The sequence below is a fragment of the Clostridium sp. DFI.1.208 genome (assembly GCF_024463855.1).
Taxonomy (GTDB): Bacteria; Bacillota_I; Bacilli_A; order Erysipelotrichales; family Erysipelotrichaceae; genus Clostridium_AQ.
This window is the reverse complement of sequence record NZ_JANGCA010000011.1, coordinates 43699-56457: the sequence shown is the minus strand read 5'-3', so window position 1 is coordinate 56457 and position 12759 is coordinate 43699. Positions and strand designations below refer to the sequence as shown.

The following is a 12759-nucleotide window of genomic DNA, read 5'->3' as shown; positions in this document are numbered from 1 at the left end:
TTTCATCCTTTATAAAGCACATACAAAATAAGCAGAGCGTTGCTTCATCGCTTATTCGACGAACTGCCGCTGCTTCATAAAAAATACAGGAACGCTCTTAAAACTTATAGGAATACGCAGAAAAGGGCTTGTTCTGCGAGCGTCACTGCTATAGAATATCAGGGAAAGAGAATTCGAAAAAAAACGGGAAGGGATGTAATGTGCAGGTATGCGTTTTGAGCATGACATGCAGGAAGCTAAAAAGGATTACCTGTTATGTAAACGTGACGGCATCTAAAAGGCCGGAAAGAGGATAGAGAAATGCTGCTGAAAGAGGTTATGGAGAAAAGCGGTCTTAGTAAGAAGGCTGTACAGTATTATGAGGATCAGGGCTTTGTAAAACCGGGGAAGCTGGAAAACGGCTACCGCGATTATGATGAAGGCTGTTTGAAAACACTGCGTGAAATTCATTCCATGCGCCAGATGGGATTGCATATACGGGAAATCCGCGCAATTCTTATAGAGGATGAATATGCACCACAGGTATATGAGCAGCTGATTCATGAAATCGATATGCAGATGGTGCGCCTGCAAAACCAGCGTACAGTCCTTCGCAGGCGTATGCACCATGAGGAGGCAGAAATAGAATATACAAACGAAATGTGTCCGTATGTATATATCAAAAAGCCTTTTCTGCTGCTGGGGTGTATCCAATGCATGCTGAGCATTCCCGGCTTTCTTTTGTTTCCCTGGTTTAGCGGCGCATATAACCTATGGTGGATTGCGCTGCCACTTGTTTTTATCCTGCAGCTTCTGGAAAACGTGTATTACGATACGAGAATTCATGGCCTGCAATACATGGAAATCGGCTGGAAACAGCTGCTGCTGACCGGTATCCTTTCCGTTATCTGCGGTGTTTTGACGGCGATTTCCTGTAAAGAGGCATATATGCAGGAATCGGCAGCCATCTTCAGTGTCACTGCTGCAGCTGCCGCATTGCAGCTATGGAATGGATTTCATCTGTATGGGAAAGCACAAGAGAACCGCGGCTAGGCAATACAGACAGGATGCCGTTATCCCCAATGGATCATCACCCGTGATCAGGAAGCCGCTGTGCATGCAGTCATTCTACCCAGGGACAGCACATTCATCTGATCGCATATAAGCAAAGGGCAATCTATAAGAAGCTGCTGGAGAAATCCTTGCAAATGATGAAAATATTTTCAGAATAAAAAATGTAAAATTTCAGAAAAAGTGTTGACAAGCAAAAAGAAGAGGTGTATCCTATAGGAAACCAAAGACAGAGAGATCAAGCAGAAAGATGCGCTTATAGAGAGCACGCGGATGGTGGAATCGCGGCAGAGATGCAGTTTTGTAAATGGACTCTGGAGGGCAAGGTGAACGGCGCAGCTCAGTATCCAAGACGTAGGCCTACGTTACAGGGCTAGAAATGTGTCAGCATTTTGATGAGAGGATGGTTCCCTATGAATGGAACGATCAAATCAGGTGGTACCGCAGATGAACCTAACAGCATCTGTCCTGAAGTCAACAGACTTTTGGACGGGTGCTTTTTTATATAAGGGAGGTGGTCATTGTGTTACAAGGCACAGAGGAATGGCGATGGCATAAGGGAAAACAGACGTCATATAAACAAAGGAAACAAACCAACACAATGAAAGAGAGGACAACAGATTATGAAAAAATTATGTAAGGCAGCAGCGGCATTTCTATTATGTGCAGGCGTATTAACAGGATGTGGAAGCAAGGAGGATGCGAAGACCGAGGAAAAAATTCCGGTGGTATCTGTAGCGCAGATTGTGGAGCATAAATCATTGAATACAATTCGTGACAGCTTCAAGGCAGAAATGGAAGTGCTTGGATATAAGGATGGAGAAAATATCAAGCTGGATTTCAAGGATGCCGGCGGACAGCAGAATACCTTGAATTCTATCATGTCAACCTTTGCAGGAAACAAAAGCGATGTCATCGTGGCGATTGCAACACCAACGGCCATGGCGGCAGCGAAATACAGCAAGGATATTCCAATCGTATTCTCCGCTGTCAGCGACCCGGTAGGGGCAGGTCTGATGGATGATTTAAAGAAACCGAATAACAACATCACCGGAACAAGCGATGAAATTCAGGTTGATCAGATTCTGGACCTTGCACTGAAGGTAGACCCGGAATTAAAGACACTTGGCTTTATTTACAACAGCTCGGAGGCAAATTCCGTAAGCAATCTGGCAAAGGCGAAGGAATTCTGTAAAAAACACGATATCAAGCTGGTTGAGGGAAGCGGCGCAAATATCACGGAGATTCAGAGTGCAGTCAGTGTGCTTACCGATAAATGCGATGCGATCTTTGCACCGAATGACAACACGGTGGCAAGCTCTATGAGTGCACTTGTGGAAACAGCAAACAAGAAAAAGGTTCCGGTATATACAGGGGCGGATTCTATGGTAAGCGACGGCGGCTTTGCGACGGTAGGGATTGATTACACAGAGCTGGGCAAGGAAACAGCAAGAATGACAGATAAAATTCTGAAGGGCGAGGATGTGAAAAATCTGCCGGTTAAGGTCTTCAAGGATAATCTGAATATTTATGTCAATGAGAAAACGATGGAAGCACTTGGTATTCAGCTTCCAGAGGATGTGAAAAACAGCAAGAATCTGGTTATGATGTAAGCATGCGGCATGAAAGAAACAAAAAATGTGTACTATCGTAAGGATATATATGAGAAAAGCAATCGTATGTATAGGAACTTCACATTTAAGAAAGAAGCGGCTGTTTAAAATACTATACGAACAGGTTATCGGATGATACGGTATCGGATATGTAGGAATAAGTGATAAGGCTGCAAGAAAAAGCTGAACGAGAGGCTGTATTAGGGCTGGATAGAATACTACATGTATGAAGCAGACGATACAAGGTACAGTATTGAAGAAGAGAGGATGAAGGTTATGGCATTGTCAACCATACAGGATGCGGTAATTCTGGGCATGATATTTTCCATCATGTCGCTGGGGGTATTTATTTCCTTCCGCGTTTTGAATATTCCCGATCTGACGATCGATGGGAGCTTTACAACCGGATGTGCGGTATCTGCCGTATTTGCAATGAACGGACATCCGTTTATCGGTACGCTGATGGCGTTTATCGCAGGAGGCCTTGCAGGGCTGGTGACCGGTCTGCTGCAGACCAAATGCAAGGTGCAGTCCCTGCTGGCCGGCATTCTGACAATGACAGCCCTGTATTCTGTCAATTTGAAAATTCTGAGCGGAATGCCGAATGTCTCCCTGTTCGGTAAGAAGACCATTTTCACACCGCTGATAGCGTTGCTAGGTGATCATGCCTATGGCGTTGTGGTGGCCGGTCTCCTCCTTCTTCTGATCCTTTTGCTTTATCTGTTTTTGAAAACACAGTTGGGTATGAGTCTGCGGGCAACCGGTGACAATGAGGCGATGGTACGTGCCAGCAGCATCAACTCAGACCTGATGAAAATCATGGGAATCGCACTTGCCAATGCGCTTGTGGCGCTGGGTGGTGCGGTGTTTGCACAGAATCAGGGCTTTGCGGATGTGAGCGGTGGAATCGGTATGATGGTTGTCGGTTTGGCAAGCATCATTGTCGGTGAGGCATTTATCCGCAGAAAAACACTGGGCTTTCAATTTGCGGCTGTTGTTGTAGGCGCAATCGTCTACCGGTTTATTCTGACCGTAGCACTGCAGCTGGGAATCGGGGCAAGTGATTTGAACCTGTTCTCCGCAGCGCTTGTGGCACTGGCAATATCACTGCCGCATCTGAAAAAGAGAAGGAGGGGATCGCATGCTTGATTTAAAGGATATCAGCGTAACCTTTCACGCCAATACCGTCAATGAGCGAAAGGCTCTGGACCATCTGTCCTTCCATGTGGAGAATGGTGACTTTATCAGTGTGCTGGGGACCAACGGTGCCGGAAAGAGCACGCTTCTGAATGTAATCAGCGGTTCCATTATGAGTGATTCCGGAACGATTCTTCTGGATGGAAAGGATATTACAGCCTATCCCGAATATAAGCGTGCAAGAGAAATCGGACGCCTGTTTCAGGATCCCTTAAAAGGAACGGCGCCGCATATGACCATTGAGGAGAATCTGGGGCTGGCATACAGTCGCGGTAAGCGAACAACGCTGAGCCGGGCAATAAAAAAAGGCGATCGAAGCTTCTTTATCGAAAAGCTGAAGGAGCTGGGACTTGGACTGGAGGATCGCATTTCTACAACCGTGGGATTGCTGAGTGGAGGACAGCGGCAGGCTCTGACACTGCTGATGTCTACCATCGTCACACCGAAGCTTCTTCTGCTGGATGAACATACGGCGGCACTGGATCCGAAAACGGCAGCCTCTGTTATGGATATCACACAGAGGATTGTGAAGGAAAACCATATCACTACGCTCATGATTACGCACAACATGAAGCAGGCACTGGAATACGGCAACAAGACGATTATTCTGAATGAAGGGAAAATCGTCAAGGTGCTGGAAGGGGAAGAAAGAAAGAACACAACGGTTGATGACCTTCTCAACATGTACGACTTTGTCTGAAAAAGGAAGTATTTGGCAGATTGTTTTTCTTGGAATAATCTGCCACATACGATAATATAATGAACATGCGAGTATAAGATTGAGCATAAATTTCATGAAAACCTGTAAAAAATCAATGAAATTTTGACTTGACTTTTCCGCGTGTTTTTGCTTTTGGCGTCATTTCTGCCTGAAAAGCTGAAAACGCATACATAAAGTTCATTTTTCTTACAAAAAGGGTGGAAATTTATGTTAAAAATCATTATACTTAATATATAGAAAAATTCCTAAGGGGGGATTTACATGAGACAAAACAACATGCTGGCTATGATACTAGCCGGAGGCCGAGGAACACGACTGTATGCCTTGACCAAGAAGATTGCAAAACCTGCAGTGTATTACGGAGGGAAATATCGAATTATCGACTTCCCGCTGAGCAACTGTGCCAACTCCAACATCAACGTCGTCGGTGTACTGACACAGTATGAGAGTGTATTGCTGAATTCCTATGCAGCAGCTGGACAGCGCTGGGGACTGGATGCAAAAGACAGTGGTGTATACGTACTGCCGCCTCGTGAGAAAGACGGAGCAGCGTTTGACGTATATCGCGGAACTGCAGATGCAATCTCACAAAATATCGATTTCATCGACAGCAACAATCCGGAGTATGTTCTGATTCTGTCGGGAGATCATATTTACAAGATGGATTATTCCAAGATGCTTTCCCACCACAAGGCATGCGATGCCGATGCAACGATCGCCGTACTGCCGGTACCGATGAAGGAAGCAAGCCGCTTCGGTATTATGAATACGGATGAAACAGACCGTATCGTGGAATTTGAGGAAAAGCCGGAGCACCCGAAGAGCAATCTTGCTTCTATGGGTATCTATATCTTTAACTGGAAGCAGCTGAGAAAAATGCTGGTCGCAGATATGGATGATCCAAACAGCAACCATGACTTTGGTAAGGATATTATTCCTGCCATGCTTGCGGAGAACAAGCGTCTGTATGCATGGAAATTCAAAGGCTATTGGAAGGATGTAGGAACTGTGGATTCCCTGTGGGAAGCAAACATGGACCTGCTGAGCAAAAACAACGAGCTAGACCTGAATGATCCAAACTGGAAGATTTATACAGAGGATGTAGCAACCGTTCCGCATTATATCGGACCAGACGGTAAGGTGGATAATGCGTATATCAACCAGGGATGTGTCATCAATGGTGAAATCAACAACTCAGTCCTGTTCACGAACGTAAAGGTTTCAAAAAATGCGAAGGTCAACGATTCGGTACTGTTACCGGATGTGGAGGTCGGCGAGGGTGCCGTCATTCACCGTGCCATCGTCATGCAGGGTGTCAAGATTGATGCCGGTGCTGTCGTAGGTGATCCAAACAGTGAAGAAATCGAACTGATTAGCAAGAGAGTGAGGGGTGAGTAATATGTGCAATGCAATTGGTATTGTAAATTATGAAGGACCTAATGTACAGGTCAAAGGTATGCAGGATTATCGCCCGGTATCCGCCTTCTCATTCCTGGGAAGATATCGTCTGGTCGACTTTCCAATTTCTAATCTGAGTAATTCCGGTGTGAATCATATCAAGGTATTTGTAAAAACGAATCCGAGATCTCTTCTGGAGCATCTGGGAACCGGACGTCATTACAACATTAATTCCAAGCGTGGAAAGCTGCACATCCTGCCGGCAAAGAGCATGGATGAAAATGATTTCTACAGCAATGATATTAACTCTTATATGTACAATATGCAGGCAATCGAGGATGCCAATTATCCTTACGTTGTTCTGACACCGAGCCACTTTGTCTTCCGTCAGGACTTCAGTGCCCTGCTGGATGCCCACATTGAAAGCGGTGCGGATATCACCATGCTGTATCAGAATGTGGATAATGCGAAGGAATCCTTCGTAAACTGCGATGTTGTGAATCTGAACAAGCAGAAGGGTGTTCTTTCTCTGGAAAAGAACCGCGGAAACTCCAAATCCAGAACAATTTCTCTGGAAACCTATATCCTGAGTAAGGAGCTGTTCATGGATCTGGTAAAGAAAGCAGCGAATATCTCTTCTCTGTACTGGTTCCGTGATATCGTAAACGATGAGTGTGCGGAGCTGGACATCCGTGGTGTTGCACACCGTGGCTTTGTGGCATGTATCAATGATTTTAAGAGCTACTACAATGCCAATATGGATCTGCTGGACTATGATAAGGCGATGGATCTGTTCCATACAGACTGGCCGGTTTATACAAGAACCAACGATTCCTGCCCTACACAGTACTATTCAGGTGTCAGTGTGAAAAACAGTATGGTTTCCAACGGATGTCTGGTAGAGGGTGATATTGAAAACAGTGTCATCGGACGTGGTGCGATTATCAAGAAGGGGGCAGTTGTGAAAAACTGTGTGATCCTTCCGGGTGCTATGATCGGTGAAGATGTGCACATTGAAAATGTAGTAGTGGATAAGAAAGCAAGAATCGTTCGTAAAAAAGAACTGCTGGGACTTGCCGACACTCCACTGTACGTGAAAAGGAATGATAAAATTTAATGGCAAGAATATTGATGGTTGCTGCCGAGGGTCTTCCCTTTATTAAAAGCGGAGGACTGGCAGATGTAATCGGCTCATTGCCGAACGAGCTGGCAAAAAAGGGTCATGAGGTGCGTGTTATCATGCCGCTGTACCTGAAAATTGCGCAGAAGTTTCACCATGAATTTACGCTGGAGGCTCAATTTTCCGTGAGTATTGCGTATCATGAGGTACCGGTAAATATCTGGTCAACGATGCGCAAGGATGTTAAATTCTATTTTGTAGAGCACAAGGGATACTTTGAGCGTGAAGAAATGTATGGACATATTGATGATGGAGAACGCTTTGCTTATTTCCAGAAGGCTGTCATTGAAATGTGCAATCAGCTGAACTACTTCCCGGAAATCATGCATTGTCATGACTGGCATACCGGTATGATACCGGCTATGTGCAAGGAAGGTCACAGCTTTGATGAACGCTACCGCAATATCCGCTTTGTTTATACGATTCACAATCTGGCTTATCAGGGCAACTTCGGTGTGGAAATGCTGGACAGCTGTCTGGGACTGGATTATCGAATCTATGATAACGGGAATGTGCGCTACGACGGCGGAATCAGTTTCATGAAGTCCGGTATTCTGTATGCGGACAAGGTGACAACGGTTTCCCCTACATATTCACAGGAAATTCTGACACCGCAGTATGGTGAGCATTTGGAAATGGTGCTGAATATCCGTAAATATGACCTGTGGGGAATCACAAACGGTATTGATATCGAATACTGGGATCCGAAGAATGATCCGGAAATTCCATATCACTACAACAAGGTGAATGTGAAGAAAGCCAAGGCGTTAAATAAGGAAGCGCTGCAGAAGGAGCTTGGTCTCACTGTAGATCAGAATGTACTTCTGATCGGTGTGGTATCCCGTCTTACCTGGCAGAAGGGCTTCTATCTGATGATGGAAAAGCTCTCTGAAATCTGTGCTATGCCGATTCAGCTTGCTGTGTTAGGAAGCGGAGAGGCGAGCATTGAGGAAAAGATGGTGCAGCTGGAAGCAGGAAACAAGGGGAAAATTGCATTCTACAAGGGATACAATGATTCTCTGGCACACCGCATTTATGGCGCATGTGATCTGTTCCTGATGCCATCCCTGTTTGAACCATGCGGTATCTCACAGCTGATCTCCATGCGCTACGGTACACTGCCGCTGGTACGTGAAACCGGAGGTCTGAAGGATACGGTAACACCGTATAACGAGTTTGAAAAGACCGGTAACGGCTTCAGCTTCGCAAATTACAATTCTGATGAAATGCTTCAGGTGATGTACAATGCCATTGATGTCTATTACAATCGCAAGGAAGACTGGAAGATACTTGTCCGCAATGCGATGAATACAGATGTCAGCTGGGCAAAGAGTGCGGAAACCTATTGTCAGCTGTACGCTCAGCTGCATCCATAAGAACATGAAAAGGCATATTGTGTAAGACAGTATGTCTTTTTTTCTGTGCAGGGATATGCAGATACATCGCTTAGATAAATAACGGCTGCTGCCTGAACCGGGGATTCTAATAAAAAGAATAGTAATAGAAGTGAGTAGGAATACCGGAACAGGTTATGGAAACATCATATTCTGTTATAGATATGCTTTTTATGCAAAGCCCTGTTCTGGCACAGGCACAGACTGCAGTGATTCCAGTGCATAATACCGGATGTCTTGATACGATGGTCTTTCCCGTTACTGTAAAGAATTTACAGCATTTATAGCGGCGGTTGTATTATAATTTTTTTTAGGATATCATTTATTTGAAAAATGGGTTAAAATGAAAGAAATGAGGTGGTTCATATGAAAGCAAGAATTGAATTGACTAGAATTGACAACCGGCTTGTCCATGGACAGGTTGGTCTGACATGGGGAAGTACCTTGAATATCGACACGATTGTTGTCGTGGATAATCTGACAGCTGCCAGCAGCTTTGCGCAGAAGCTGATGCAGAGTGTTGCCTCCGCCGCAAGCCGCCAAATCCGCTTTTATACGGTGAATGACTTCATCCGGGCATACAATGACAACACAAGTCATCAAAAGCTGTTCGTTGTTGTACAATCCCCCCACGAAGCACGACTGCTGGTGGAAGCGGGAATTGAACTAAAGCGCGTTAATGTCGGTAATATGCATTATGAAAAGGGAAGAGTTGCATTCAATCGAAAGGTATATCTTACACAGCTGGATATTGAGGATATAAATTATATGATTTCACAGGGGACGGAGGTATTTTATCAGGATGTTCCCGGATCAGCTGTTGAGAAGTTCAGTGAGCTTGATTATGAAACAATGAAGCGGAGAAGGTAAATGGTCTTCGCTTTTGTATACTTGCATGTAGAGAATGGAAAGGCAGGCGCAACGCAATGAAGGAAATCGTTTTTGAAGAATTGAAAAAACGCTGTGAGGAGTATGCCATCGAGGAGCACACGCGATTTACAGCAGCCAGTATTGCAGATGCACTGAATATCAGTCGCAATACGGTATCCCAGTATCTGAATGAGAAGGTGAAAACCAAGGATGTGATCAAAATCAATTCCCGTCCGGTATACTTTTTTGTTCGCGAGGTTGTGGAAAACAAACGAAGCGGTATCGTTACAAAATACAGCTTTGATTCCTTTGAACAGTTTGAGCAGGAGCTGGTAGGTGACGCCCAGGATTTTGAACAGCTGATCGGCTGTAACAATTCTCTATCCAGTGTAGTTGAGCATTGCAAGGCGGCAGTATCCTATCCGGGTGGTCTTCCAATACTCATCAACGGTCCGACAGGTACGGGGAAAAGTATGATTGCGGCAATGATGTATGAATATGCGGTGAATCAGAATATCATCGGAAAAAACAAGAAATTCGTAGCGGTAAACTGCTCGGAATATGCCAATAATCCGGAGCTGTTGACAACCAATCTGTTTGGAAATGTGAAGGGTGCCTATACTGGTGCGGATGAGGATAACCCGGGGCTGATTTCTTTGGCAGATGGCGGACTTTTATTTCTGGATGAGGTGCACTGCCTCAAGGCGGAATGTCAGGAAAAGCTGTTTTTCTTTATGGATAAGGGAATGTATCATAAGGTCGGTGACAATGAAAACTGGTATTATTCCAAATGCCGTCTTGTTTTCGCAACAACGGAGGACCCGCAGAATGTTCTGTTGAAGACTCTGCTGCGAAGAATACCGATAACAATCACCGTTCCAGCATTAAAGGATCGTCCGCTGATTGAAAAGCGGGAGCTGATTTATACGATCTTCACAAAGGAAAGCAAACGTCTCGGCAAGGAAATCCTCATCAGCAACCTCGCCTATCAGAGTCTGATGGATTTTGAGTTTATCGGCAATGTCGGGGCATTGAAAAATGCAATCAAGGCAGCCTGTGCAAATTCCTTCCTTGTCCATCAGGGGGAGCCAAAGCTGAAAATACAGGTAGCCGATTTACCGGATTATATCTTTCCTTCCCTGACCTCCGTGCAGCTGAAATCCTCCACCCATGGCATGCAGGAGGCTATGATACCAATCGAGCGGCTAAAGGGGTCGCTGAATCAGGCATCCCCGCTGCTGCATCTGTACAGTCAGCTGGTCACGCAGTATGAGGGATATCAGACCTCGACAAATGCCTTTCCTGCCTATATGGAAAAAACAGCGATTCTCATACAAAGCTATATCGACTATGTCATGTTCCATAACCGCTATCAGAAGAATACGAGTGAGGCATACCTGCTAAAGCTGCTGGATAAAATCTATTCCATCGTCATGAATAAATACTCCATCAATATACCGAATAACGAAATCAAAATCTATTCGCGTATCCTTGTTGAATATTCCAAATGTGCAACGGATGCCAATGTGTGGATCAGTGCGCATCAGAAAACGGTAAAAGCGCTGGTAGCGGAGGTGCAGGAACGAATGCCGAGAATCTTCCACATTGCAGAGGAAATTGTGGAAAATGTACGGCTGAATCTGGATTTGGAGCTGGATGATTTACTGCTGGTGATTATTGCTATCGCGTTTGCAGGGTATCAGAATGAAGAGGTCAGCTCCTGTGTCGGCGTGATCCTGTGCCATGGCTACTCTACCGCAAGCAGTATTGCGGATACGGCGAATCGTATGCTGGGGCAGTATGTGTTTGACGGTATTGATATGGAAATCAACATTACCATCGATAAGGTGGCGCAGCTGGCGGATGATTATCTGAAGCGCAAGGGAACCATACACGAACTGATTTTTTTGGTGGATATGGGAAGTCTGGAAGAAATCTATACAAGAATTAAACCGATGTCCGATTATAATATTGCACTGATCAACAATGTATCCACCGCCATGGCACTGGAGGTTGGAAACTACATCATGCAGGGAAAGCGTGTGGAGGAAATACTACAGCTGGTGAAGGAGCATCATCAGCTTTCCACACATTATCTGAAAAGCAGAAAGAAAAAGTCTGCCATTCTGTCCATCTGTGCCACCGGCTTTGGTGCAGCAAAGAAAATCAGTGAGCTGCTGGAGGGCTCCCTGCCACGCAAAATCGATTTGGAAATCATCCCCTATAATTACCAGCAGCTGGTGGAAAACGGAAACCGTGATTCTATTTTCAACCGATATCAGGTGGAGCTGATCGTCGGTACGCTGGATCCCAAGGTAAGCGGTATTCCATTTATGGCGATTGAAAGTGTCATGATGAACGATGAAATCGGTGTTCTGGAACAGCTGATGCAGCGATATCTGGGGGCTGCGGATCTGGAGGCGTTTAATCAGAACATTACGAAGAATTTCACGCTGTCCAATATCGTGAATCATCTTACCATTTTGAATGGGGAGAAGATTATCGACGATGTGGAGGAAATTGTGGAAAACCTGGAGGAGGATTTGAATGAGGAGCTGGACGCGACCCGCAAGGTCGGTCTGTATGTACATATCAGCTGTCTGATCGAACGCCTGATTCTGAAACAGGGAATCGAGCATGTGGAAGGCATGGAAAAGGCTATGGAGGGAAAGAAGGAGCGTGTAGATAAGGTCAAGGATGCCTTTAGTGGCGTGGAAATGAGATATAGTGTCGAACTTCCGGCGCCCGAAGCACTCTATGTGCTGAATTACTTTAAAAATCCTAAATAAATCAAGCGAAACGTGCTGCGACAGAAAGTTGGCACGTTTCTTGCTAGATAATAAGTGAATGGAGGTGGAATATATGCCGAATATTCTATTAACAAGAATTGACAACCGTCTGGTACATGGACAAGTTGGGGTCACATGGACAAAGACGCTGGGAGCCAATCTGATAGTGGTAGCGGATGACACTGCTGCTGAGGACAGAATCCAGCAGTCACTGATGAGTGTCACAGCAAAATCATCCGGTGTGGGAATTCGTTTCTTCAGTATTGAAAAAACGGCAGCCATCATTGGCAAGGCAGCACCGGAACAGAAAATCTTTATCGTATGCCGTACGCCGAAGGATGTCCGCCGTCTGGTGGAGGCCGGTGTTGATCTGAAGGAGGTAAATGTGGGAAACATGCATTTCTCCGAAGGGAAACGCGCTATGACAAAGAAGGTCTATGTCGATGATGAAGACATGGATGATTTAAAGTATCTGGTATCAAAGGGCATCAATGTGTATGCACAGGATGTACCGGGTGATTCGAAATCCGCTATTGAATAGCCAAAA

The 12759-nt window shown here is 45.2% G+C and carries 10 protein-coding genes; all 10 read left to right on the top strand.

All coding sequences use genetic code 11. The features are described 5' to 3' along the window. The first annotated feature begins 300 nt into the window (after window positions 1-300). The 10 genes from NE665_RS07790 (at window position 301) to agaB (ending at window position 12753) form a co-directional block, all read left to right on the top strand. Complete coding sequence (locus tag NE665_RS07790; RefSeq protein ID WP_117442543.1) at window positions 301-1032, top strand: MerR family transcriptional regulator; 732 nt, start codon at window positions 301-303, stop codon at window positions 1030-1032. Between the two features lie 641 nt (window positions 1033-1673). Further along, window positions 1674-2663, top strand: coding sequence for an ABC transporter substrate-binding protein (locus NE665_RS07785; RefSeq protein WP_117442544.1), 990 nt, complete (start codon window positions 1674-1676; stop codon window positions 2661-2663). Between the two features lie 276 nt (window positions 2664-2939). Next, entirely contained in the window at window positions 2940-3812 is an 873-nt protein-coding gene (locus NE665_RS07780) for an ABC transporter permease (RefSeq protein ID WP_117442588.1), read from the top strand. Next, window positions 3805-4560 (top strand): ATP-binding cassette domain-containing protein, encoded by a 756-nt coding sequence (locus NE665_RS07775; RefSeq protein WP_117442545.1) that lies wholly within the window; start codon window positions 3805-3807, stop codon window positions 4558-4560. The genes NE665_RS07780 and NE665_RS07775 overlap by 8 nt, the downstream gene beginning before the upstream one ends. Window positions 4561-4842: 282 nt before the next feature. Beyond that, a complete protein-coding gene (locus NE665_RS07770) occupies window positions 4843-5979 on the top strand; it encodes a glucose-1-phosphate adenylyltransferase (RefSeq protein ID WP_117442546.1) in 1137 nt (378 codons plus the stop codon). A gap of 1 nt (window position 5980) precedes the next feature. Further along, window positions 5981-7096, top strand: coding sequence for a glucose-1-phosphate adenylyltransferase subunit GlgD (gene glgD, locus NE665_RS07765; protein ID WP_117442547.1), 1116 nt, complete (start codon window positions 5981-5983; stop codon window positions 7094-7096). After that, window positions 7096-8535, top strand: coding sequence for a glycogen synthase GlgA (gene glgA / locus NE665_RS07760; RefSeq protein ID WP_178759757.1), 1440 nt, complete (start codon window positions 7096-7098; stop codon window positions 8533-8535). The genes glgD and glgA overlap by 1 nt, the downstream gene beginning before the upstream one ends. Window positions 8536-8919: 384 nt before the next feature. After that, entirely contained in the window at window positions 8920-9423 is a 504-nt protein-coding gene (locus tag NE665_RS07755) for a PTS sugar transporter subunit IIB (RefSeq protein ID WP_117442549.1), read from the top strand. A gap of 56 nt (window positions 9424-9479) precedes the next feature. Continuing rightward, entirely contained in the window at window positions 9480-12212 is a 2733-nt protein-coding gene (locus tag NE665_RS07750; RefSeq protein WP_117442550.1) for a sigma 54-interacting transcriptional regulator, read from the top strand. A 73-nt stretch (window positions 12213-12285) separates the two neighbouring features. Further along, window positions 12286-12753: a PTS galactosamine transporter subunit IIB gene (agaB, locus tag NE665_RS07745; protein ID WP_117442551.1), complete on the top strand. Its 468-nt coding sequence runs from the start codon at window positions 12286-12288 to the stop codon at window positions 12751-12753. Window positions 12754-12759: the final 6 nt, after the last annotated feature.

Coding starts and splice junctions, on each gene's coding strand:
- NE665_RS07780 (WP_117442588.1), top strand. CDS start 2,940: ATGGCATTGTCAACCATACAGGATGCGGTAATTCTGGGCATGATATTT.
- NE665_RS07770 (WP_117442546.1), top strand. CDS start 4,843: ATGAGACAAAACAACATGCTGGCTATGATACTAGCCGGAGGCCGAGGA.
- NE665_RS07755 (WP_117442549.1), top strand. CDS start 8,920: ATGAAAGCAAGAATTGAATTGACTAGAATTGACAACCGGCTTGTCCAT.
- agaB (WP_117442551.1), top strand. CDS start 12,286: ATGCCGAATATTCTATTAACAAGAATTGACAACCGTCTGGTACATGGA.
- NE665_RS07775 (WP_117442545.1), top strand. CDS start 3,805: ATGCTTGATTTAAAGGATATCAGCGTAACCTTTCACGCCAATACCGTC.
- glgD (WP_117442547.1), top strand. CDS start 5,981: ATGTGCAATGCAATTGGTATTGTAAATTATGAAGGACCTAATGTACAG.
- NE665_RS07790 (WP_117442543.1), top strand. CDS start 301: ATGCTGCTGAAAGAGGTTATGGAGAAAAGCGGTCTTAGTAAGAAGGCT.
- NE665_RS07785 (WP_117442544.1), top strand. CDS start 1,674: ATGAAAAAATTATGTAAGGCAGCAGCGGCATTTCTATTATGTGCAGGC.
- glgA (WP_178759757.1), top strand. CDS start 7,096: ATGGCAAGAATATTGATGGTTGCTGCCGAGGGTCTTCCCTTTATTAAA.
- NE665_RS07750 (WP_117442550.1), top strand. CDS start 9,480: ATGAAGGAAATCGTTTTTGAAGAATTGAAAAAACGCTGTGAGGAGTAT.